This window comes from Maribacter sp., from assembly GCF_049667165.1.
In the GTDB taxonomy this organism is placed as follows: Bacteria; Bacteroidota; Bacteroidia; order Flavobacteriales; family Flavobacteriaceae; genus Maribacter_A.
On record NZ_JBATHS010000332.1, the window covers coordinates 1 to 21,646 of the forward strand.

At 39.4% G+C, this 21,646-nt stretch carries 23 protein-coding genes and 1 pseudogene; 10 read left to right on the plus strand and 14 right to left on the minus strand.

Annotated features, from left to right (window positions below):
* Positions 1-179 (plus strand): annotated as a pseudogene (locus WBM98_RS15330) (peroxiredoxin); the annotation flags it as partial.
* A gap of 89 nt (positions 180-268) precedes the next feature.
* Here the strand turns inward: WBM98_RS15330 and WBM98_RS15335 are convergent.
* Positions 269-1,708 carry a TonB-dependent receptor gene (locus WBM98_RS15335; protein ID WP_424366900.1) on the minus strand — a complete coding sequence of 480 codons (1,440 nt, stop codon included), beginning with the start codon at positions 1,706-1,708 and terminating at the stop codon, positions 269-271.
* Between the two features lie 88 nt (positions 1,709-1,796).
* On the opposite strand from WBM98_RS15335, the gene WBM98_RS15340 reads away from it, so the two are divergent.
* Positions 1,797-2,561 (plus strand): MBL fold metallo-hydrolase, encoded by a 765-nt coding sequence (locus tag WBM98_RS15340; protein ID WP_424366901.1) that lies wholly within the window; start codon positions 1,797-1,799, stop codon positions 2,559-2,561.
* A 10-nt stretch (positions 2,562-2,571) separates the two neighbouring features.
* Positions 2,572-3,066 (plus strand): hydrolase, encoded by a 495-nt coding sequence (locus tag WBM98_RS15345; RefSeq protein ID WP_424366902.1) that lies wholly within the window; start codon positions 2,572-2,574, stop codon positions 3,064-3,066.
* Here the strand turns inward: WBM98_RS15345 and WBM98_RS15350 are convergent.
* The 5 genes from WBM98_RS15350 to WBM98_RS15370 form a co-directional block, all read right to left on the minus strand.
* Positions 3,063-3,722 carry an alpha/beta hydrolase gene (locus WBM98_RS15350; protein WP_424366903.1) on the minus strand — a complete coding sequence of 220 codons (660 nt, stop codon included), beginning with the start codon at positions 3,720-3,722 and terminating at the stop codon, positions 3,063-3,065. The two genes, WBM98_RS15345 and WBM98_RS15350, sit on opposite strands and share 4 nt — an antisense overlap.
* A 1-nt stretch (position 3,723) precedes the next feature.
* Entirely contained in the window at positions 3,724-4,047 is a 324-nt protein-coding gene (locus WBM98_RS15355; RefSeq protein WP_424366904.1) for a hypothetical protein, read from the minus strand.
* 37 nt (positions 4,048-4,084) lie between these two features.
* A complete protein-coding gene (locus WBM98_RS15360) occupies positions 4,085-5,344 on the minus strand; it encodes a dihydroorotase (protein WP_424366905.1) in 1,260 nt (419 codons plus the stop codon).
* A 66-nt stretch (positions 5,345-5,410) separates the two neighbouring features.
* On the minus strand, positions 5,411-7,330 hold the full coding sequence (locus tag WBM98_RS15365; protein WP_424366906.1) for a BatA domain-containing protein: 1,920 nt from the start codon (positions 7,328-7,330) through the stop codon (positions 5,411-5,413).
* A gap of 66 nt (positions 7,331-7,396) precedes the next feature.
* Positions 7,397-8,404: a glycosyltransferase family 2 protein gene (locus WBM98_RS15370; RefSeq protein WP_424366907.1), complete on the minus strand. Its 1,008-nt coding sequence runs from the start codon at positions 8,402-8,404 to the stop codon at positions 7,397-7,399.
* A 265-nt stretch (positions 8,405-8,669) separates the two neighbouring features.
* Between WBM98_RS15370 and WBM98_RS15375 the strand changes: the two genes are divergently transcribed.
* Positions 8,670-8,891, plus strand: coding sequence for a hypothetical protein (locus tag WBM98_RS15375; protein WP_424366908.1), 222 nt, complete (start codon positions 8,670-8,672; stop codon positions 8,889-8,891).
* Positions 8,892-8,987: 96 nt separating this feature from the next.
* Here the strand turns inward: WBM98_RS15375 and WBM98_RS15380 are convergent, their stop codons facing one another.
* Positions 8,988-10,244, minus strand: a complete 1,257-nt coding sequence (locus tag WBM98_RS15380) for an NAD(P)/FAD-dependent oxidoreductase (protein ID WP_424366909.1) — start codon at positions 10,242-10,244, stop codon at positions 8,988-8,990.
* 141 nt (positions 10,245-10,385) lie between these two features.
* On the opposite strand from WBM98_RS15380, the gene WBM98_RS15385 reads away from it, so the two are divergent.
* The 4 genes from WBM98_RS15385 to WBM98_RS15400 are packed head-to-tail and all read left to right on the plus strand — an operon-like array spanning position 10,386 to position 12,428.
* Positions 10,386-10,796: a 6-pyruvoyl trahydropterin synthase family protein gene (locus WBM98_RS15385; protein ID WP_424366910.1), complete on the plus strand. Its 411-nt coding sequence runs from the start codon at positions 10,386-10,388 to the stop codon at positions 10,794-10,796.
* Complete coding sequence (gene folE / locus WBM98_RS15390) at positions 10,759-11,460, plus strand: GTP cyclohydrolase I FolE (protein WP_424366911.1); 702 nt, start codon at positions 10,759-10,761, stop codon at positions 11,458-11,460. The genes WBM98_RS15385 and folE overlap by 38 nt, the downstream gene beginning before the upstream one ends.
* A gap of 6 nt (positions 11,461-11,466) precedes the next feature.
* Positions 11,467-11,991 carry a glutathione peroxidase gene (locus WBM98_RS15395; RefSeq protein WP_424366912.1) on the plus strand — a complete coding sequence of 175 codons (525 nt, stop codon included), beginning with the start codon at positions 11,467-11,469 and terminating at the stop codon, positions 11,989-11,991.
* A complete protein-coding gene (locus WBM98_RS15400) occupies positions 11,991-12,428 on the plus strand; it encodes a hypothetical protein (RefSeq protein WP_424366913.1) in 438 nt (145 codons plus the stop codon). Before WBM98_RS15395 ends, WBM98_RS15400 begins: the two co-directional genes overlap by 1 nt.
* On the opposite strand, the gene WBM98_RS15405 is transcribed toward WBM98_RS15400, so the two are convergent.
* From WBM98_RS15405 to WBM98_RS15430, 6 genes are all read right to left on the minus strand, one after another.
* Complete coding sequence (locus WBM98_RS15405; RefSeq protein ID WP_424366914.1) at positions 12,425-13,909, minus strand: cryptochrome/photolyase family protein; 1,485 nt, start codon at positions 13,907-13,909, stop codon at positions 12,425-12,427. The genes WBM98_RS15400 and WBM98_RS15405 overlap by 4 nt on opposite strands.
* Positions 13,906-14,034 (minus strand): DUF2256 domain-containing protein, encoded by a 129-nt coding sequence (locus tag WBM98_RS15410; protein ID WP_424366915.1) that lies wholly within the window; start codon positions 14,032-14,034, stop codon positions 13,906-13,908. The genes WBM98_RS15405 and WBM98_RS15410 overlap by 4 nt, the downstream gene beginning before the upstream one ends.
* A gap of 72 nt (positions 14,035-14,106) precedes the next feature.
* A complete protein-coding gene (locus WBM98_RS15415; protein ID WP_424366916.1) occupies positions 14,107-15,228 on the minus strand; it encodes an FAD-binding domain-containing protein in 1,122 nt (373 codons plus the stop codon).
* A gap of 5 nt (positions 15,229-15,233) precedes the next feature.
* The gene (locus WBM98_RS15420; RefSeq protein WP_424366917.1) at positions 15,234-15,518 is read right to left on the minus strand and encodes a TIGR03643 family protein; all 285 of its coding nucleotides are present in this window, start codon (positions 15,516-15,518) and stop codon (positions 15,234-15,236) included.
* A gap of 36 nt (positions 15,519-15,554) precedes the next feature.
* Positions 15,555-15,719 (minus strand): Lacal_2735 family protein, encoded by a 165-nt coding sequence (locus WBM98_RS15425; protein WP_424366918.1) that lies wholly within the window; start codon positions 15,717-15,719, stop codon positions 15,555-15,557.
* Positions 15,720-15,974: 255 nt separating this feature from the next.
* Positions 15,975-16,640, minus strand: a complete 666-nt coding sequence (locus WBM98_RS15430) for an O-methyltransferase (protein ID WP_424366919.1) — start codon at positions 16,638-16,640, stop codon at positions 15,975-15,977.
* Positions 16,641-16,982: 342 nt separating this feature from the next.
* On the opposite strand from WBM98_RS15430, the gene WBM98_RS15435 reads away from it, so the two are divergent.
* Both WBM98_RS15435 and WBM98_RS15440 read left to right on the plus strand, forming a co-directional pair.
* Positions 16,983-18,086, plus strand: a complete 1,104-nt coding sequence (locus tag WBM98_RS15435; RefSeq protein ID WP_424366920.1) for an acyltransferase family protein — start codon at positions 16,983-16,985, stop codon at positions 18,084-18,086.
* Positions 18,087-18,340: 254 nt separating this feature from the next.
* On the plus strand, positions 18,341-18,505 hold the full coding sequence (locus WBM98_RS15440; protein WP_424366922.1) for a CorA family divalent cation transporter: 165 nt from the start codon (positions 18,341-18,343) through the stop codon (positions 18,503-18,505).
* Positions 18,506-18,562: 57 nt separating this feature from the next.
* Here WBM98_RS15440 and WBM98_RS15445 read toward each other — a convergent pair whose 3' ends face one another.
* Positions 18,563-21,202, minus strand: a complete 2,640-nt coding sequence (locus WBM98_RS15445) for an MGH1-like glycoside hydrolase domain-containing protein (protein WP_424366921.1) — start codon at positions 21,200-21,202, stop codon at positions 18,563-18,565.
* Positions 21,203-21,646: the final 444 nt, after the last annotated feature.

The following is a 21,646-nucleotide window of genomic DNA, read 5'->3' on the forward strand; positions in this document are numbered from 1 at the left end:
TGGCCGATGAGGACCACACCGTTATCAATACCTTTGGTGTTTGGGGTCCCAAAAAATTCATGGGCAGAACGTATGATGGAATACATCGAATGTCATTTGTAATCAATGGGGAAGGTGTTGTAACCAAAGTAATCGATAAGGTGAAGACCAAAGATCACGCATCCCAACTTCTCACCTAGGATTATACCGGTTTTGCGCAATTAAAAAACGTCCTTCCATTTGGTCAGACGTTTGACATTCTTTAAACTGTTCAAGCTATTTTCCCCTCCTAGGAGCTTACATGGGAAAAAAGCTTTTTCTCTTTGATGATCTCAGCGATACCTTCAGGTAGGGACTCTTCCCAGCCTTTTTCATTATTGACGATTTTCTTGAACACATCCCTAGAGAAAATATCCATGATCTCAGGGTCATAGTCAATAATGTCCATCACCTTGCCATTATACTTGAAGAATTTATAAAGTTCCTTCATTCTGGGGTGTACCTTGACGTTGTTACTGGTCATGATTTGGCCAGTCTCTAAATTCTTCATGGGATAGAGATATACCTGAAGCTCTTTGAAGAACAGCTTTCCAAAGGCTTCCAAAATACCTCCACTCAAATGGCGGTAATACTTTTCGTCAAAAATATCCACCAGGTTATTAACACCCATGGTAAGACCAATTTTCGCTTTGGTATAATTGTTAAAGTACTCCACCAGTTTATAATACTCCTGAAAATTGGAAATCATTACGGTATGCCCCATAGAGCAGAGCAATTCGGCCCGATCCATGAAATCCTGTTCATCAATTTCTCCCGAAGCCTTAAGATTCGACAAGGTTATTTCAAAAATGACAATGGTCTTATTCGGATCCACGGCTCTATCCCGAATGAAGATATCATGCGATTTTTGAAGCATGTCCATATTTACCTTGGTAACGGGTCTAAAACTTCCCCTTAAGGCCAAGATATTCTTTTTATAAAGTATCGCCGCTGGCAATAGGTTGTTGCCGTCGGGGCCGAACATTACGGCATCGGTCATTCCGTTTCGAATTAACTGCAGACTCATCAACCGGTTGTCAACCCCCTTGAAATTAGGCCCCGAGAAATTGACCATGTCCAATTCAATGGTATCCTTGTCGATATGATCGTAGAGGTACTTTAAAAGTTTACGCGGTTTATGGTATTTGTAAAAAGCCCCATAGATGAGGTTGACACCTACGATACCCAAAGTTTCTTGCTGCAAACGAGCCTCATTTTGTTTAAAACGGACGTGAAGCACAATTTCATCGAATTCTTTTTGATCAGGCTCCAATTGATATCGGATCCCTAGCCAGCCATGTCCTTTATATCTTTTTGAAAAATCTATGGTGGCCACCGTATTGGCATATGAAAAGAATAACCTATCGGGATGCTTATCCCTAGTTATACGCTCTTCCATAAGGCGCATTTCGTGGGCTAACATGGTCTTCAGTCTTGGCTGGGATACATATCTTCCGTCGGCCTCAACCCCGTATATCGCATCACTGAATTCCTTATCATATGCACTCATGGCCTTGGCAATGGTTCCTGATGCACCACCGGCCCTAAAGAAATGCCGAGCCGTTTCCTGACCTGCTCCAATTTCTGCAAAAGTTCCATAAATATCAGGGTTTAAGTTTATTCTCAAGGTTTTGGCCTTGATAGAAGGAATATTCTCAAATGCTGTGTCCCTTTTTAGAACTGAAGACATATTATTGATTTTGTTTGCGGTAAAGTTAATAAGAATGGGTAAGCAATTAAATAAATATGTTATAAATTTGAAATAAACCAATGAGGCGTTGAAAATTACATTTTTGGGTACAGGCACGTCACAGGGAGTCCCTGTTATCGGGAGTTCGCATCCGGTATGCCTCAGCAAGGACCCAAAAGACAAACGCCTTCGTGTATCGGTACTTATATCTTGGGATAATTATAATTATGTCATTGATTGTGGCCCTGATTTTAGGCAACAAATGTTGACCCATCATGTTTCCAAACTCGATGGTATTTTGTTCACCCATGAACATGCGGACCATACGGCCGGTATAGATGATATCAGGCCTTTTTTCTTTAGACAGGGAGATATCCCCATTTATGCCCACAAAAGGGTAGTGGATTCACTCAAAATCCGTTTCGATTACATCTTTGCCGATAACAACCGGTATCCCGGGGCACCCGCCGTTGCGATACATCTCGTTGAGAATGATTTTCCATTTAAAATAGGGGGGGAATTGGTGACACCCATTAATGCACAGCACAACAGATTGCAGGTCTTTGGATACAGGATCAAGGATTTTACCTATATGACAGACGTTAAGACCGTGGATGAAGCAGAAATCAAAAAAATAAAAGGAACCGAGATCCTAGTGATCAATGCCCTAAGGGAAGAGCCTCACCATTCCCATTTTAATTTGAGTGAAGCCTTGGCCTTTATTGAGAAGGTTAAGCCTAAAAAGAGTTATTTGACCCATATAAGCCATTTATTGGGATTCCATGAGGAAGTGGAAAAGAAATTACCAAAAGATGTACATTTGGCCTTCGATAATCTCCAAATAACCGTATAGTTATAATGCCATGAGAAATAAATTGTTTTTATACCTTTTTCTATTTACGGCCCTGATCTGTTTATATATGGTCGTAAGTAACAGCAATATGCAAAAAGTGAACCATGCAAAGATCGAGAGCTTGGAACAAACGGTCGACAATTTGAAGGATTCCCTTCAAAACTCCCAGGTAAAGGCATTGGATATGCAGTACTTTTCATTGGAGAACAATGATGATGCCTTGGCGTATTACGATCATTTGGAACTAAAGGATCCCAATCGCTACATTTCCGATAAGTTATTGGAAACCAATGAATCAAAAGGGGACAATCCGTTAATACCATACGAGGGTATGGACAATGATTTTAAATTGAACAAGATCAAGATCTTGAACCATAAATGGATTATAGCCGATTTTTCCGATGGAAAATACTGGGGTGAAATATTGATCAAATATGAGTTGAAAGATGATTTGGGGGTCGATTTCACGTTGGTCGACCACCTGCTATATACCCGCAGTAATTAAAATTTATCCTGTAACCAATTTTTGAACGAATAAAAATTCTGAGGGGCCACGCCATGGCCTACTGGAAATTCCTCATAGATATGTGCGATTCCCAATCCGGTAAGGATACTGGGAATTTTTTGGGCCCATTGTGGGGGAATGACCTGGTCTAGCTGCCCATGTGATGCATAGATCTTAAGCTTTGTAAAATCCTTTTTCAAGGGATTCCCTCCAATAATATTTTCATTGATATATCCACTGAGGGCAATCACATTCCTGATTTTTTCCGGATAGGTAAGCGCGACGGCATAACTAAGTATCGTTCCTTGACTAAACCCTAAGAGCGATATGCGGTCCGAATCCAAGCCATAAGCCGTACAGGCCTCATCGATAAAGGTCACTATGGAATCCCTTGACCCTATGGCTTGCGTGTCATCGCTCCATTTCCCTTTTTCGGCATCGAAGTTTATGGCATACCAGGCATGACCGTAGGGTTCGAGCTTGTAAGGGGCCCGAACCGAAATGATACAAAGTTCTTCGGGTAGTTCCGGTGCAAAAGAAAACAAATCTTCCTCATTACTGCCATACCCATGAAACATGAACAAAACAGGAGGCTTCCCTTTCTGTAAGGTAGAAGGTTTAATCAAATGGACCATAGAAAGTTGTGCTGTAGTCATGTTAAGAAATAAATGTAAACCATTTTTGAAAATAGGATCCTATTGCAGGCACCAATTGTTTTTTATCGCTCAAAGCCCCGACAAAACCATAGATCCAAAGAATAAAATAACAAAGGTATAGTCCATATAGGGCAAATTCATTGAACCATACACTGGAAAAAAGGGCAAAACCGTGAAACATAAGATGTAGACCAAAGGCCTGACGTATATGAAAACGGGCAAATTCATGCTTAGGTTCCATATTCATGGTAATGGCGATTAAAGCACCAATGATGGTCAAGTAAGCTACTATGGCCGTTGTTTTTCCTTCTGGGACGGTATTCATGAATTTGGGGATTTTTGTGATATACGCATCTTTGCAATTATGATCCTAAAACCAATTGATCGTTATTATAAATACCATAGACTTTTCCCTTTAATGTTTCCCCTATGGCCATACTATTTTTTGAGGTAGAATGGATCTTTTCCAGTTCGAATACATATTCCGCGCTTGGGTCAAAAAGTGTCAGGCAGGCTTTGTTGCCTTCAATCAACATGTTTTTTTCAATTTTATAACGTTCTTTACCTTGGGTCAACAACGCAATACACTTTTCTAGACCGAAAATCTTATGCAACAGGCCAAAGGCACTTTCAAGCCCGATAGTGCCATAAGTCGCATTTTCAAATTCAACAGCCTTTAATTCAATATTCAAAGGAATATGGTCGGTGGTTACAAAGTCGATAACACCATCATTTAGGCCCTTGATCAAGGCTTTGGTGTCTTTAATTGTACGCAATGGGGGATAAACCTTATACGCCGAATCGAATTCTTCAAGAAGGGCATCTGTAAAATATAGATTATGGATTGCCACGCTGCAACTTACATCCAAGCCTTTTTTCTTGGCGTCGGCAATGAGTTTCACGGCATTGGCCGTGGAAATGGTGGGGATGTGCAACTTACCTCCGGTATATTCCAATATAAATAAATCGCGGACAATTTGGATTTCTTCAGCCAAAGCAGGAATGCCCTTCAAACCTAACTTGGTCGATGTTGTTCCTTCATGCATCGATCCTTTGCCCGCAATGTGAACATCCAAGGGTTGTGAATAGAGAAGGCCATCAAAATTTTGCACATATTGAAGGGCGATTTTCAAAAGGTTGGAATTGGTTATCGGGGCTTTAAAATCGTAAAATCCTACAGCACCCGCATTGCGCATATCATATAATTCCGCGAGGTCATGGCCTTCGGCACCCATGGTCATGCAGCCTAATGGGTATAGGTTGGTGGCAAAGCCCGCAGCGGCATTTTTGAGGAAAACGATATCGGAGCTACTATCTGCTATGGGATGTGCATTGGCATTCAGAACAACATCAGTGAAGCCGCTTAGCGCTGCGGTCTTGAGCCCATTGGAGATGGTTTCCCGCTCTTCATAACCAGGTTCTCCGAAACTCACACTACTATCGAACCAACCCATGGAGACATGAAGATTTTTCAGTGCTACTGTCTTTGTGCCCTTTGGCGCATCGATCTTGGTTGCGATGGTATCAATCTTACCGTTCTTTATTAAAATATCCCTTTTTTTTAAGTGCAGGTCCTTGTTCAGTGCATCTATGATTTTGGCTGATTTTAGGAGTATGTTCATTTCCACTTGATTTTTCTATTTTTTATATAGATCCTTATAAGTACATCAAATAAGGATACAAATTGATCATTTTAAAAATTTTATAAGAAGCACTTCGATCATAAGAAAAAGCAGTGCTAAAATAACAAACCATTTCCAAAGCTCCGTTATGCGATTATCGTTTTCCAACGCTGAAAAAAGTGAGCTGATCGAATTCTGTCTGCTCGACGCATCCAAGGAATTCAAATCAGTGTATACCAGTGCACTTTCCGACCTGGGATAATTGAAACTGATATTTTTTAAGGCCGTTCCTTTTTCAGAAATGGTATAAATACCATCTTCCGTCGGGTTTTCATCAAAAGTGAGGGAAACCTTATTGGCATGCGATTGTTGTAAGGGTATAAATTCCTGATTCCCTTTGCCAACCTTTAAAATAGCGTCCTTAGCCAGTGTAAAGGGTAAATCCAAAAAATTTGGACCCTTCAGCAGGTAATACAGTTCGGCATGTTTAAGACTATTGGTCCCCATTTTGAGGAATGTTGGAACTATCAAAGGGGATTGTTGGAAATTCGAATGCTCCCTTCCCAAAGCTGCGGTGTAGAAGTACCTACCCTTGTCGCCGATCAAAAAGGCATCCCCATTTTGAAAGGATAAAATGGCAGGGGCATTTGATTTTAATGTAAGGTATTCGTTCACTTTTGGGAATTGAAAATTACGGATCGTCTTTTCGAATACCTGATCATAGAGTGGATGCGAGAAGGCTATGTCGGTGATCAAGTTTTCCGACCCTTTTTTTTCGACAATCGAACCTAATGACAATTGCGTAAGCAATTGATTGTACGAACTTATTTCGGCATCAATGGAAGGGATTATGACAATATCCCCCCCCTTGGTAACATAGGAAGCAATACTGGAGATCAGGGAGTTTGGTAGGTTTTCCAACTCATTCAGTAGAATTAGATTTTGACCCTCCAAATCCCTATAATTCAGGTTTTTCAACGAAAAGGAAGTAAAAATGAATTCGTCATCGGTATAGATTTTTTTCAAATACTCCGAAGGGGCATCCCCAATCACCAAAACCTTTGGTTTTTCTTTTTCATCAATATTGAAATAAAGGTGGTTGTCGTAAGGCAGGCCTTTATCGGTAATCGCAAGTTTTCCGTTGACCACTTCTGAAATCGAGAGTGTAAAAGGCACTTCGCTTTTACCACGATCGAAAATCGCAGCAGTCTTGGCAATCAACTTTCCACCGTTATAAAAAGATATCGGGGTTCTTTGGGTAGTAGGGGGGGCGGATAACACAATATTGACATCCATGTTTTCAGCACCCATTTTTCCGATATAACAACTATCAATGGATACGTTTTCCACATCGGTGCCCGATAACTTCACATAATGCTTTTGAATGGTGCTGTCGATGGTATTGTGTTCTAACGCAAAGCGATTTTGAAAGTCTGAAACCACGATCAGGTTTTTGATTACATTGGTGCGTTTCGAAAACAAGGTACCCGCTTTTAATTGAATTTCCTCCAGGTTCAATTGTAGGGGTGTCGGAGGCAAATTCAAAAGCTCATTCTGTATATCAACAACCCGAATATCCCGGTATTCTTCGGTATTGGTGAAAAGACTGAAATATTGGTCTTCGGGAATCGATTTCAATAAATCCTGAACGGCATTGTTCAAGAGGGGTACATCGAGCTGCCTGGCCATCATACTGAATGAATTATCTAGATAGATCACCGTTTCCTTTGCGGACAATGCCTTTTTATTGGCAAGAAAAGGTTGTGCAAAGGCTAAAATCAAAACCGTATACAGAAGTAGTCGGGTCAATAATAGAAGCCATTTTTTTAGGGTATTGCTCTTGCGGGATTCAATAACCACTTTTTTCAACAATTTTACATTGGTGAAAGGTGTTTTCTTGAATCTTCGAAGTTGGAAAAGATGAATGAATATAGGAATCAGGAGTAGAAATAAAGCCCAAAGAAATTCTGGATATTTAAACTGCATTCCCAATTTTGATTTAACAAATATATGAAGTATTCATAAATTGGGGATACTTAATGATATTAAAATTCAACAAAAGAAAAAATAATCCTTCATGGGAATTTTATGTCTGGTGGCAAAAAAGCGGCTGATGTATTCCTGTTCGGTTTCATTCGCAACGGTTATAATATTTTGGGCAGTCTGAAGATTGTCTAAAATACGATAGTGTTCCAGTGTTTTTCCGTAGATATCCTTGTTGATTTTCTTGGGGTTATCACAGATCCATTTAAAATCGATTTCCTTCTCCAAGAGTTTTTTTGCAATGGTTTTTCCCTTACTTCCGGCGCCCCAGATGACTAAGGGCCTTTGTGGGTCATGATCAAGCTTTAGAAAATAATGCAACTTTATATCCAAAAAATAATTCGCGGCGTAGTGTTCACTGGTTCTGGAAGTTCGGGTGTCATAATCGCGCCAATAGTGCAAAACCGTATTACAAGGTATGCAGGTTAAGCCGTTTTCATAAAATCGGAAGGTCAGATCATAGTCTTCGGGATAACGATTGGGTTCAAAAGCCCCGCATCGTTGAAGATCCTCTTTATAAACCATCCAACAAGGGGAGGGGATAGCGCATTCCTTATAAATTTCCGAGTAATTGCTCCCATGCATGGTGAGTTCGTTCAACCAGGCCTCATACCGTGCATAACCATTGCTGATACCGCGATGGGAAAAGTATTTGACTTGCCCTACAGCGACATGGCTTTTGCCATTTTCGAGCAATAGCCTTACCATGGTGCCCAATTTATTCGGGGCCATGATGTCATCGGAATCCATTCTGGTGATCAAATCGCCAATGCAATGTTCATAGGCAGTTCGCAAGGCTTCGATGATTCCCTTGCCTGGGTTTTTCAATACCTTGAACCTTAGATCATTCTTGGCATATTGCGAAACGATTCTGTAGCTTGCATCGGTAGAGGCATCATCAACGGCCCACACTTCCCAGTTTTGATACCCTTGATGCACGATGGAGTCAAGACACTCCACCAAAAATGCTTCGGTATTTTTAAAGGGAATCAAAATGCTGATCAGCGCTTTTTCCATAAGGCAATTTAATGAAATTGCATGGTATGCCATACACTATTCACAGTTCTACTGGCACCGATAACTTTCCGTATCCTTGGAAAAGTAATTGAATGCAAACAACAAGGTATGCGCAATACCACGCAATGAAAACTGGGAAATAGCGCCTTCCAACCCTAAAACTATGCCTTTGTTTTATAATGAAATAGGTATAATCAATGTTTTTCTATTGTGAAAAACCAACCCAATAATTATATTAGAGCTTTAAAATTCTAAACGATTGGAAATGGACATTTTAAAGGAAGCTCTGGATTTTGAGAATGCAAAGATGAGTAACATGTCTACAAGTGATAGGGTAGTGGCTTCTAGGGAAGCCAAACGACTTATATTGGCCATAAACGAAATTTACAAGCAAAACAAGGATGCGGAACTTATGGACCTTATGAAACGCCTAACAGCAAAAAAGAAAAAAATCGAGGTTCGTTTGAAGGGAAGGTCCGTTGCTTAAACTCAAGTACGATTCTCACTGCTATAATGCCACTTATTAGAAATTATAGGTAAAATCTTATATGAACAGGTGACATAAAGAAGACCAAGTATCGGTTTATGCATAAGAATCACCACTGATCACTTGAATTAGACCCAACGCCGCTCTTTCACCGGAAATCATGGCTGCGTTTAGAGAACCATTCAGTTGTATATCCCCGGCAAGAAAAATATGGGAAGTCAGCCGTGTTTCCGAAGGTGACAATTCATAGTGCAAACTACTTAGTTTAGGCAAAGCTTTTGCAATGGTGTACTTTTTTATAAACGTATGTACCTTAATATTGCAGTGCTGTTTCAACTCTTCCTCAACCTTGGCAATAAGGGCTTCAGGGGATAAGTTGTGGTTCTTCACAACAGTCACTGAGAGCAATTCATGTTCAGGGTTTCCATTATTTTTTAGACTTGTGTGGTAGAATAAATTGTTGATCAATGCCGTGTTGTTGGCTACGAGCCCTATAAAAGGTTTTGAAACAACCCTTGTTTTTGTCTCAAAGTATAGGGTTTCACAGGAATTCCATTCTAGGGGTTGATTGCTTAAATTCTCAATTAAGTTAGAAGCCTCTGTAGCCACAATCGTATAATCGGTTTCCACGATTTCACCATTTTCTAATACTATTTCTTTATTCCTGACGCGAGAAACCGAGGTGTTGTATCTGAAAGTGGTCTTTTTAAGATTTTGTGCCAGTTGTTTGGGAATGGCCTCTATACCTGATTTGGGCAATGCTGCATAACCCGCTCCGAACATCTTATAGACAAATTGGAACATTCTACTTGAGGTATTCAGGTCAGGTTCGAGAAAAATACCCGAGAAAAAAGGTTTAAAAAATTGATCGATCATCTGGTTCGAAAAACCAAATTCCCTTAAATAAGAGAGGGTTGTTTGTTCCTTTTCCATAAATAGGGCTGAAATTGATTTTCGTTTCAGTCTATTGTTGAGTTTTAGAACCTTGAGCTTATCGCTGAAATTTCCAATTCCGGAGAAAAGGGTCGGGATAAGCAATGATATATCCCGCAGGGCATCACCTATGATCCTTTGCTTGCCAGAATCGAAGATCGCCGCACCAGGCATGAATTTTTGTAGCTCAAGCGCTTCCAAATCAAGATATTTTTTGGCTGCTGGGTAAGCGGTCAACAACACTTGAAATCCATGGTCTAAGGTATAACCCGCTATAATGTCCGATTTAACCCTGCCACCGGCCCTGTCGGTCGCTTCAATAATTATAGGATGATATCCATGGTCTTCAAGCACTTTTGCAGCGATAAGTCCACTTACCCCAGCTCCGATGACGTGAATTTTATAATCCTTCTTTTCCATTTCGTTACGTACGATTCAATTTACCTTGAAGGGCAAAGTTACATGTTTTAATTAATGTTTAACAAATAATTTTAAAAGTTAAACATAATTAAGAATATCTTTACTTCCTAAAGTGTATCCATTATTAATTATTCGCATACAATGAATAAAACCGCAGTAGTACGTTGTGAGCATTTTAATTCCGCCCACAGACTTCATAATAAGAATTGGAGTGATGCAAAGAACAAGGAGGTTTTTGGAAAATGCAACAACCCTAATTTTCACGGGCACAACTACGAGTTGGAAGTGAAGGTTATTGGTGATATTGATCCGGAAACTGGATATGTAATGGATATGAAAGTATTATCCGATATCATAAAGGCAAAAGTACTGGATCGCTTTGATCATAAGAACCTAAACTTGGATACTGTGGAATTTAGGGATTTGAATCCTACGGCAGAGAATATTGCCGTAATCATTTTTAACCTGCTTAAATCGGAATTGAACGCTAATCTGGAACTGAAAATAAAACTATATGAAACACCAAGAAACTATGTTGAATACCCTTATTAAAGAAAACGGGCTGAATGGGTTTTCCCATGATGAAATCGGAGATGACCATATTTACACGGGATTGGAGACGCCAATGAAAGAAAACGCCTTTGCGATTTCAGACGAACAAAAGAAGGAAAAAATAGAAGGTTTATTTGCCCAAATTATGGATGTGATGGGGTTAGATCTCACCGACGATTCGCTTCGGGGAACACCCAAAAGAGTGGCTAAAATGTATATCGATGAAATATTTTCGGGACTCAACCCGGCCAACAAACCCAAGGTGGCCTTATTTGATAACAAGTATCAATACAATCAAATGTTGGTTGAAAAGAACATCACTTTTTATTCCAATTGTGAGCATCATTTTGTTCCGATAATCGGAAAGGCACACATCGCTTATATTTCTTCGGGTAAAGTCATAGGCCTTTCCAAACTTAATAGAATCGTACAATACTATGCCAAAAGACCACAGGTACAGGAACGGTTGACCAACCAAATAGCCATGGATTTAAAAGCTATCCTGCAAACCGAGGATGTTGCTGTTATTATCGATGCGAAGCACTTATGTGTATCTTCACGGGGAATTAAGGATGACACTTCCGCTACAGTGACCTCCTATTATAGTGGGGTGTTTTTGAAATCGAGTAAGATAGCGGAGTTACAGAATTATTTAAACGAATAGCAATTTATGAAGACTGCCAAAGAAGCAAAAACAGGTTCGAAAAAAAATCCTACAAAAAGTATGACCACTATTTATGATATCCCTATATACAGTTTACAAGGGGAGCCGATTGAACTATCCCAATTTAGAGGAAAGAAAATGTTGTTTGTCAACGTGGCTTCTGAATGCGGATTTACCAATCAATACAAGGATTTACAAAAATTGAGTGATGCTTATTCCGATATTTTGGTTGTGATAGGAGTGCCCTGCAATCAATTTGGACAACAAGAACCTGGGGATTCCCAACAAATCCAATCTTTTTGCGAACGGAATTATGGTGTTACCTTCTTAATGACTGAAAAAATCAAAGTAAAAGGAAGCGATCAACATCCTTTATACAAATGGCTTACTTCCAAAGACCTGAACGGGAAGAAAAGTTCAAGTGTAAAATGGAATTTTCAAAAATACCTGATTGATGAAAATGGCAATCTCATCGATTACTATTTTTCAATCACAAAACCTCTAAGTACTAAGATAACCAAGTATTTGTGATGTCCATTGATATCCTTCGAATCATACTGGATTTCGGATTATTGGTTCTGATATGGGTCGTACAACGGATTATATATCCTGGTTTTCAATACTACAATGCGGATAACCTGATTGTTTGGCATCGGAAATACACGTTGCGTATAGGGTTTATTGTAGCTCCTTTAATGATTGGCCAACTCGGTATTTCACTCGGTCAAGTGTTCTTCACACCATCCATATATACAGTAGTGAGCCTTATTTTCATTGTCTTGGTCTGGATTTCGACGTTTTTGCAATTTGTACCCATGCATACCAACATTTCCAAAGGTGTTGTCAGTGAAAAGCTATTGAGGTCATTGGTATATAAAAATTGGCTGCGTACTTTTTTATGGACAGTATTGTTTTTAATGAGCTTATATCATCTCCTTACAAAAACCCATATGCAATTCTTGAATTAAATGGGTATCCTTGCTAGATAGTCTTCCCCATTTTTCAGGTGGCTTCCTTTTTTTTCTTCTGACATTCTGTCGAACACTGAGACCAACATCCCCAGCCTTGGATTTTGGGTAAAAAAGTCCCGATGTGCATCCATAAACCGCCAAAAGAGCCCATCCCATACAGCCTGCCATTCCCCTTTGGGGTAGTTGCTCATTTTAACCAGGTAATTGCTACCACTGATATACGGTTTGGTAGCGAATAAACCTCCATCTGCAAACTGGCTCATACCATAAATATTGGGCACCATCACCCAATCATAAGCATCGATAAATAGTTCCATAAACCACCGGTACACTTCATCGGGATCAAACTCACAGAGCATCATGAAGTTGCCTAAAACCATAAGTCGTTCTATATGATGGCAATATCCGGTTTCCAGAACTTTTTTAATGGTATGGTCAATGGGGTAAATACCTGTTGTGCCATCGTAGAACGAGGGCGGAATCTTCTTTGTGAACCCCCAATAATTACGGGTGCGTTCAAAGGAGCCATGAAATCGGTACATACCTCCCATAAACTCCCGCCACCCGATAATCTGTCGAATGAATCCTTCTATGGAATTGAGGGGAACATCTTTTTCTTCGGCGTACTTAAGACAAGCATCAACGATTTCCTTTGGGGTAATCAATCCCACGTTCAACATCGGGGTGAGAACACTGTGGTGGAGAATGGAATTTTCGGCAACTATGGCATCCTCATAGGTTCCAAACTCCATAAAACGATGTTCAAAAAATTGCAATAACCAAGCTTTGGTAGTTTCAAAATCGGTAGGATATAATTGTTGTTGGGTAAGACTGCCTAAATGGTTTGGGAAATTTTGCTTCACATACCTTTTAGCTTCATCATAATACGCATCCACATCGGGAAATTGTATTGACGGGGGCGTTTTTTTCTTTGGATACTTCTTTCTGTTTTCGGTGTCAAAGGTCCATTTTCCTCCTTTGGGCGAGCCATCGGATTCTAAAAGTAGCTTACGTTTTTTTCGCTCATTCGTGTAAAAGGTAGTTTGATGGTACTTTTTCTTTTCCGTATTAAAATAAACCGCAAGTGCTTCCTTAGTATTGAGGAATAGGGGCGATTCAAATACCGTGGTCGATATACCTTGTTCTTTACAGCCTTTTTCAATTCGCTTTTCAAGCCAATTATCATTGGGGTCGATATAATTGATATGGGTAACACCACTGTCTTTTAGCTCAGGGACAAGATTTCTGATGTCGGAGATTTCCTGGGTGGCGTCTATATAATGTACCTCATGGTCCAAAGACTTTATGAATTCCTCATATTTTTTCATACTTGCCCTATGGAATGCTATTTTTTGTTTATGGAAGGGATACTGTTTAAAGAATAAATATTCTTCCACTAGATAAACAGGCTCTTTCTTGCCAAAAAGAGGCGATTCCTTAAACAATTGGTTCGGAAAAATAAGATGGATGCTTTTCATTTGTTTTTTCTACAACGTTCACTGCAATATTTAACATCCACCCAGTTTCTTTCCCATTTTTTTCGCCATGAAAATGGCCGAAGACAAACAGGACATATTTTTAGAGGTAGATGTTGTTTTTTCATTTTTAAAAGGATACCTATAGGTTATTAATGGAACGTGTTCGCAAAATCCATAGGAATTCAGCCATACATATGCTATTGTTTTCGATTTTGGAGTTCTTTTTTGCATTTTTTCCAAAAGGAGAAGAACGAAGGATAATACCCTTTTACGGTAAACATCCAATCCCGTGGCTCTTGGTTCCCTTCATAATGTTCATTTAGTGGATGTTCTTTGTAATAAATATCTTTTAATCCATGCGTGTTTACCAACTCATGGAATTCCCCAACAAGGATTTGGATATCCGATATATTTTCGGCGAGGGAAAGCATAAAATCAATACTCTTTTTTGAAATAGGATACTTCCTAAAATGGGAGGGTTCCAGCAATAGAATTCTATTGGCTTTTGTGTGTTTCTTCCAAAGTGGGTCAAGATTATAGAAATTATATATACACGTGGGTATCGTTGTATCAATGACAAGAGCCCTTTTTTCGGGTAGGGGTGTTACTAATTTGGGGGTGACCAAATCAATGAGTGCCTCCGGAATAGACATTTCCTGCAGCTCGGCATAGCTAACATCCAAAAAAGTACCCTGCTGTTGGGTATGGCAGTAGGTATTGATATTGTCCTGATTGGCAACATATTTTTTATTGCTATTGGTGCCGGCGACCCATTGCCAACTCAGGGCATTGCTGGCCCAGTCCCCATCCAACAGATGGTAGTACATCCATTGGGCGGGCAATCTCCAATGACTTTGTCCCAAATTACAGGCGAGCGCAGCGATGTACATGCGCATATGGTTGTGCAAGTATCCCGTTTGGTAAAATTCCGCAATGGCCTTATCAATGGCTTCAATGCCTGTTAGGCCACTTTTGATTGCATTCGGAAGGGCATGATTCACAATAGGTACTTGTGCCTGTTTTAAATCAGAATCAATGGCATCGCCTTTGGCTACCCAAATTTGTTGCCAATAATCCCGCCAAGCCAATTCTTGGATGAATTTTTCAATATTTTGGGGCTGATATCCACGCTTTAAAACTTCAGAGAGGATGTACTGGGTAGAAATGACACCCCTGGAAATGTAGGGGGATAAATAAGTAACCTTCCCGTTCAAAAAGTTTCTCGTTGCCCCGTACTTAATGGGGTCAATATTCCTGATGCGTTGCAAAATATCGCTATACGAAGTCGGAAAAAGGGGTATTTCATCTTTAAACAGCACAGGCTTTATCGTTTACTTATTTTATTCCCGGTTATGGCCTTTTGTCTTGCGCATTTGAATCGGGTTATATCGGGATTCCGTTTTTTTAGATGTTTTTGACTAACGCCGCTATTCACCCGTTTTCGCCAACGCTTAAAGCTAGATTCCTTTAGGTTGGTTCTCATTAGTTTGATAACTTCTTTTTCGGGTAATCCAAACTGAAAAAGTATGGCTTCAAAAGGTGTGCGGTCTTCCCAGGCCATTTCAATGATGCGGTCGAGTTCCCTCTCTGTCCATACTTTTGAATGCATTATCATTGGATTATAGGTTTTAAGGAAAGCCGTGGTTTAAGCTAAACTTTCGATTTTTTTCATGATTTCCTCTGCCTCGAATATCTTGGTATCGCTCAATTTCCTGTTTGTTGTCGATAAGCTATGGGCTTCCTTCATAAGTTTCCCATACTGCGCTTGTAGTTTTTCCTTCTCTGATTTTTTATTGAATAGTCCGAACATATCTTTTCTTATTTGAATTAATCCACAAGGTTTACAAGTGGCATGTGATAAAGATATATAATGTTTAACCATATATAATATAAATTAAACAAAATATAACATTTGCAAACTTGTTTTACTATGGAGTCAAGGCATTCAACTAAGAATGCGGAAGCATTTGTAAAGGTAATCGGACTTTGCTTTAAGCGGGGAAAGTGTAATATTCAAACAAACCTTTTCAATACATCCAAAAAGTTCCAGCGTTTCAAGCCAGGTTCATTTTTTATAGCTGATGGCCAAACCCCCGCCGGAGTTATCAACAGTGGTATTATAATTGGAGAGACTTCGAACGTATTCCAAATACGCCCTCGTTCCCCCCATGTCCCTACCGCCTAGGGGCCGAACATTGTGCGCTGTAAAGCAACCGCCCTTTACCAATTTGGGGGATACATCCTTAAAGTAGTTGATATACCATCCTTTGTCAGCGTCACTAAATACAAAATCAAAAGGGCCTTCGAGTTGTTTTACCAATTCGTGGGCATCGGCGAGCCGGGCATCAATATATTTAGATAAACCGGCTTCTTTAAAATTAGAAATGGCTTCCGTATGTCGCGTTTCATCAATATCTATCGTAATCAATTTGCCCCCTGTCTTGCTAAAGGCCCAGGCCATCCAAATGGATGAATGCCCTGTGGAGGTACCGATTTCAAGACCTTTTGTATATCCGTTTTTTATGATAATGTCGTAAAGCAACTGACCGTCCGAAGCTGGAACATTCATATCTCGCCATTGTCGTTTATTATTATCTAAAAAGGACTTTACTTTTCGGTCCAGTTCGGAGTCCGTAATAAAATCTTGTGCTTTTGCATCATTCCCAAGGAAAAAAACCAATACAGCGATTATGGAAATGATAGGCCTGAAGTGGGATGGGATAGTTTTCATGGCTTATGTTTTTGTCTATCAAATATACTAAATCCTTTGGGGCTTTAAAAAGCTCTTAAGTAGTTTAACAATAGCAACTGAGGGAAAGAAAAACCCAAATTATATAACTATCAGTAGCGTTGTTTAAGGATTTAACACGCATTTCAAGAAAGTGGATATATCTAAAATTAATTTACCCCTTTATCTGCCGAATCATCCCGCGATTATTGAGGAATATGCATATCTTTTCATTCTTTTGATGTATACCATATTGAATTCACGGTTTTCCGAATAAGAAGATTCGGGAGTTTACTTATAAGATTGACCATTATATAAGATTTTTGAAACTGAAAACAAAATGATATGACCAAACCAAAGGAACAAACCAATAATCGCCTCCTTTCACTTGATTTCTTCAGAGGTTTAACCATGTTTTTGCTCATAGCGGAATTCTCACATCTATTTACATATATAGTAGATTCCGAGCTTGAGGGGTCCATAGTGCATGCCATTGGCGAACAGTTTCATCATGTTGAATGGGTAGGGATGCATTTCTGGGATTTGATCCAGCCCTTTTTTATGTTCATAGTTGGTGTTGCCATGCCCTTATCATTTTATAAGAGAATTGCTCGAGGTGACTCCTATAATCAGGTATTTAAGCATGCTTTAAAAAGAGCATTTCTTTTATTGGTACTAGGCTGGGCATTATACTGTATTGATCCGGGAAAAATTGTGTTTAGATTTCAAAACGTGCTGGCGCAACTATCGATTTCCTATATTTTGGCTTTTCTGATAATGAAAAAACCATCGGCAATCCAGATTGGTTTTTCAGTTTTGTTGATTCTTATTACGGAAGGTCTTTACAGATTTTTCCCCTTGGAAGGATTTAATCAAGCATTTATTCCAGGCAAAAATTTTGGTGCTTGGTTCAATATTCTTATTTCAGGAGAGGAAGATGGTGGACATTGGGCCATGTTCAATGCCATTCCTACAGCAGCCCACACAATTTGGGGTGTATTGGCCGGTCGATTGTTAATGAGTGATCAGTCTAATAAGAAAAAGTTACAAACCCTGATTATTGCTGGAGTCATAGGATTAATAATCGGGTATGGGCTTAGCCCGTTCACACCAATTATCAAACGTATTTCCACGGGTACTTTCGTTTTTGCAAGCGGCGGATGGTCGGTTCTTGCACTTGCCTTATGTTATTGGTTGATAGATATAAAGAAATACCTAAAAGGAGTTCTTTTTTTCGCAGTAGTAGGGATGAACCCATTATTTATATATCTTTTTGCCCATGTGGGTGGAGCGGACTTGGTCAGAACGATTGTACTACCATTTTCAAATGTATTATTTGGTTGGATGGGAGAATTGAATGCCATGATTGTTTTAAGTAGTATTGTGCTTTTCTTCTTATGGTATATTTGTTATTGGTTCTACAAAAAGAAGATTTTCATTAAAATTTGATATAACGTCAGAAAATAGACAATTTCTTTCAATAGAACTTGACTAAAAATTTTGTCAGCCAAAACAAATCCTATTCCCAATCAGAAATCGAGCTTTGACCTAAGCGGAGAAAGAGGGATGCTATTCGTACATCCCGAAAGGAAATCCTGGGCAAGTATGGAAACCTTTAGCAAGCTATAACTTCTTCTTTTTGTTTCCTTCTGCCATTTCGAAGAGAACTTCAATGGCTTTGTAAAACAAAAACCCAGTTAAATATTTATAATACGGCCATTAGCAGTACATTGAACGATGTAATGGAGGTTTTGACCATTTTTTATTTTATTCCACTAACCTTTATTGTCGGCATTTACGGCACTAATTTAAATGTGGTATCTGAACCGAAATATGAATATGGTTCTTTCGTCATTTGGCTGAAATGATCACAGTCACTATAGGGGTGTTCGACTATTTTAAAAATAAGCGATTGGCTTAGAATCTTATTTTTTGGCTCTGTTTATTTCTTCAATCAGATTGGCTACTAGTGCCGTCCAACCCGTTTGATGTGATGCGCCAACGCCTCGACCATTATTTCCATCAAAATATTCGTAAAAAAGAATATGTTCTTTAAAATGTTCATCGGTATATTTTTCTTTATGCAACGCATGAATAGGTCGATTGCCATCTTTATCTTTTTCGAACATACCAATTAACCTTTTGCTGATTTCGAATCCTATTTGCTTTAAATTCAAATAGTTGCCGCTTCCTGAAGGAAATTGAAATTTAAGGTCTTCCTCAAAGTGATTGTGATATTCCTTGAAAGTACCAATAAAAAGATAGTTCATTGGCATCCAGATGGGTCCTCGCCAATTAGAGTTGCCACCGAAAAGGTCCGTTTGGGATTCAGCGGGCTCATATTCAATACCGTAGTTAGTGCCCTCAATATGAATCGTATACGGTTTTTCATGAACCTTCGATAAAGAGCGTATCCCATGGCTGCCCAAAAACTCCGACTCGCTTAAGATAGTGTTCATCAAAACTGTCATGCGTTTTCTAGGTACCAGAGAAAGTAGAACGTCCTTATTTGGGGAATATTCCTCCATGACTTCATACATGGCATTTTCCTTTCGGTATTTTCGAAACCACTCCATACTACCACGAAAACGGGGCAATTTGTCCAAAGTTTCCTTTCTAATGTTCAGTACGGCCGCCAAGGATAACAATCCTGAAATAGAGCGTACTTTGATCGGTAAGGATGTTCCATCAGGCAGTACCAGCGTGTCATAGAAAAAACCTTCCTTCTCATCCCAAGAACCTAAAGCACCTTCCCTTAGTTTATTCAACGCTTCTGCAATAAATACAAAATGACCAAAATATTTGATAGCCATATCCTCAAAAGTATCATCTTTAATGGCAATTTCCAGGGCAATTTCCAACATATTCAGACAGTATAAAGCCATCCATGAAGTCCCATCGATTTGCTCTAAAATACCACCACCAGGAACGCCACTACTTCGATCAAAAACCCCAATATTATCCAAACCTAAAAATCCTCCTTCGAAAATATTTTTATTGAATCTATCCGCTCGGTTGACCCACCATGTAAAATTTAGTGCCAATTTATTGAACATTCGCTTCAGGAATTTAAGATCACCTTTTCCTGTGCTCCGCTCTTCAATTTGATAGATGTGGATCGCTGCCCAAGCCTGAACAGGCGGGTTTACATCGCTAAAATTCCACTCGTAGGCAGGAATCTGCCCATTTGGCGCCATATACCATTCCTTGGTAAAGAGCAGTAGCTGCTGCTTGGCAAAATCGGGGTCGATCATAGCCAAAGTGACACAATGAAAGGCCGAATCCCAGGCAGCAAACCAGGGATATTCCCAAGTGTCAGGCATGGAAAGAATATCATGGGTACGCAAGGTTTTCCAATGACTATTTCGCCCATAGATTCGTTCAGGGGATAGTATATCCATTGAATCGCCCTTTAACCATTTCTCTACATCATAATTGTAGTATTGTTTTGACCAAAGAATTCCGGCAAAGGCCTGTTTTTGAATCTCTCTTTGTTCTTTGGTGGATTTTTGGGTTATCCCATTCAAAAATTCCTGTGATTCTTTTTTCCGATCCGAAAAAACAGCTTCAAAATTTTTATCAAAGGGTTTTCGGAGTGTTTCTTTGGTCAATCTTAGTTTAATGGTCTGTGTCTCTCCTGCTTTAAGTGTCAATTTATAGAGCGGTGCAAATTTGGTTCCTTCTTCTTTCTTCTTCGCTAACGAGTAATCATTCTTTATAACCGCATCATGGAAAAGGTCTTTTTTAAATGGATGGTCATTTTTGTCATCGAAAATCTTTTCACGATTCGTTTCGTTTTCGGTAAACAAAAGTTTTGATGGCTTTTCAAAATAGAGCTGGTAATCACCGACATAAGCATGCTTGATGGAAACAAAAGACCGCGCTTTTCCCTTTGCTTTTTTGATTACCGGTTTCTCGTCCATACCCCCGTAGCTCCAGAAATTTCGTATCCATAAAGTAGGTAAGAGATATACGGGAGCCTCTTTCGGTCCTCGGTTGCTAATTGATATTTTTATCAAAAGGTCTTCCCCATCCGCCTTGGCGTATTCTGTAAGGACATCAAAGTATTCATTATTTTCAAAAATTCCTGTATCGAGCAGTTCATATTCATGCTCGTCTTTATCCCTTATTCTGTTTTCCTCAACCAGTTTTGCATATGGAAACTTGTTCTGGGGATATTTGTACAGATGTTTCATGTACGAATGGGAAGGGGTGTTCTCTAAATAGTAGTAAAGCTCCTTTACATCTTCACCATGGTTGCCTCGAGGTCCTGAAAGACCGAACAAACGTTCTTTTAAAATAGAATCTTTTCCGTTCCAAAGGGTTACCCCAAAACAGATGTTACAATAACGATCGGAAATACCTGCAATACCATCTTCGCCCCAACGATACGTTCTACTTCTGGCGTGATCGTGTGGAAAATAATTCCATGCGTCTCCATTAGGGCTATAATCCTCTCGCACAGTACCCCATTGTCGTTCACTTAGATAGGGGCCCCATTTGAGCCAATCTTTTTGATTGGAGTAATGCGCATTGAGTCGCTCACGTTCTTTTGTTTCTTTCATTCAAGCTATATATTTCGCTATTAATTTGAAATGGTTCACTGTTCTTTCCTTGAATTTGACGTCAGTCTTCAATTCATTCAAAGCTATACATCGTACTATTCAACCATGCCAAAAGGTTTCACAGCCTATTTGTCAAAAGAGATCTCTATTCTACTGAAATAATAACTTTAAAAGTAGGTAGACTATTTCATCCTTTTTTCATCGGCTTTGGTTTTGGTAAAATTACCGATTAATTGGACTTTTCCATGACATTTTAAAGAGTTTGCTAAAAAGTGTAAAGTACAAACGGAGAAAGAGGGATTCACTTCATGCATACTAGAAGGAAATCCCGGGCAAGCATGGAAACCATAACCCGCTTCGCGTGTTAAATTCTTTGATTCCTTCCGCCTCTTCGAAGTAAACTTCGGAGGCTGCAGGAAACAAAAAACCCATAACTTTCGTTAT

What these genes read in the sequence shown, in the direction of transcription:
- WBM98_RS15335 (WP_424366900.1), bottom strand. Translation starts at nt 1,708, where the DNA reads ATGTCTTCAGTTCTAAAAAGGGACACAGCATTTGAGAATATTCCTTCT.
- WBM98_RS15345 (WP_424366902.1), top strand. Translation starts at nt 2,572, where the DNA reads ATGAGAAATAAATTGTTTTTATACCTTTTTCTATTTACGGCCCTGATC.
- WBM98_RS15350 (WP_424366903.1), bottom strand. Translation starts at nt 3,722, where the DNA reads ATGACTACAGCACAACTTTCTATGGTCCATTTGATTAAACCTTCTACC.
- WBM98_RS15355 (WP_424366904.1), bottom strand. Translation starts at nt 4,047, where the DNA reads ATGAATACCGTCCCAGAAGGAAAAACAACGGCCATAGTAGCTTACTTG.
- WBM98_RS15360 (WP_424366905.1), bottom strand. Translation starts at nt 5,344, where the DNA reads ATGAACATACTCCTAAAATCAGCCAAAATCATAGATGCACTGAACAAG.
- WBM98_RS15365 (WP_424366906.1), bottom strand. Translation starts at nt 7,330, where the DNA reads ATGCAGTTTAAATATCCAGAATTTCTTTGGGCTTTATTTCTACTCCTG.
- WBM98_RS15370 (WP_424366907.1), bottom strand. Translation starts at nt 8,404, where the DNA reads ATGGAAAAAGCGCTGATCAGCATTTTGATTCCCTTTAAAAATACCGAA.
- WBM98_RS15375 (WP_424366908.1), top strand. Translation starts at nt 8,670, where the DNA reads ATGGACATTTTAAAGGAAGCTCTGGATTTTGAGAATGCAAAGATGAGT.
- WBM98_RS15380 (WP_424366909.1), bottom strand. Translation starts at nt 10,244, where the DNA reads ATGGAAAAGAAGGATTATAAAATTCACGTCATCGGAGCTGGGGTAAGT.
- WBM98_RS15385 (WP_424366910.1), top strand. Translation starts at nt 10,386, where the DNA reads ATGAATAAAACCGCAGTAGTACGTTGTGAGCATTTTAATTCCGCCCAC.
- folE (WP_424366911.1), top strand. Translation starts at nt 10,759, where the DNA reads ATGAAACACCAAGAAACTATGTTGAATACCCTTATTAAAGAAAACGGG.
- WBM98_RS15395 (WP_424366912.1), top strand. Translation starts at nt 11,467, where the DNA reads ATGAAGACTGCCAAAGAAGCAAAAACAGGTTCGAAAAAAAATCCTACA.
- WBM98_RS15400 (WP_424366913.1), top strand. Translation starts at nt 11,991, where the DNA reads ATGTCCATTGATATCCTTCGAATCATACTGGATTTCGGATTATTGGTT.
- WBM98_RS15405 (WP_424366914.1), bottom strand. Translation starts at nt 13,909, where the DNA reads ATGAAAAGCATCCATCTTATTTTTCCGAACCAATTGTTTAAGGAATCG.
- WBM98_RS15410 (WP_424366915.1), bottom strand. Translation starts at nt 14,034, where the DNA reads ATGAAAAAACAACATCTACCTCTAAAAATATGTCCTGTTTGTCTTCGG.
- WBM98_RS15420 (WP_424366917.1), bottom strand. Translation starts at nt 15,518, where the DNA reads ATGCATTCAAAAGTATGGACAGAGAGGGAACTCGACCGCATCATTGAA.
- WBM98_RS15425 (WP_424366918.1), bottom strand. Translation starts at nt 15,719, where the DNA reads ATGTTCGGACTATTCAATAAAAAATCAGAGAAGGAAAAACTACAAGCG.
- WBM98_RS15430 (WP_424366919.1), bottom strand. Translation starts at nt 16,640, where the DNA reads ATGAAAACTATCCCATCCCACTTCAGGCCTATCATTTCCATAATCGCT.
- WBM98_RS15435 (WP_424366920.1), top strand. Translation starts at nt 16,983, where the DNA reads ATGACCAAACCAAAGGAACAAACCAATAATCGCCTCCTTTCACTTGAT.
- WBM98_RS15445 (WP_424366921.1), bottom strand. Translation starts at nt 21,202, where the DNA reads ATGAAAGAAACAAAAGAACGTGAGCGACTCAATGCGCATTACTCCAAT.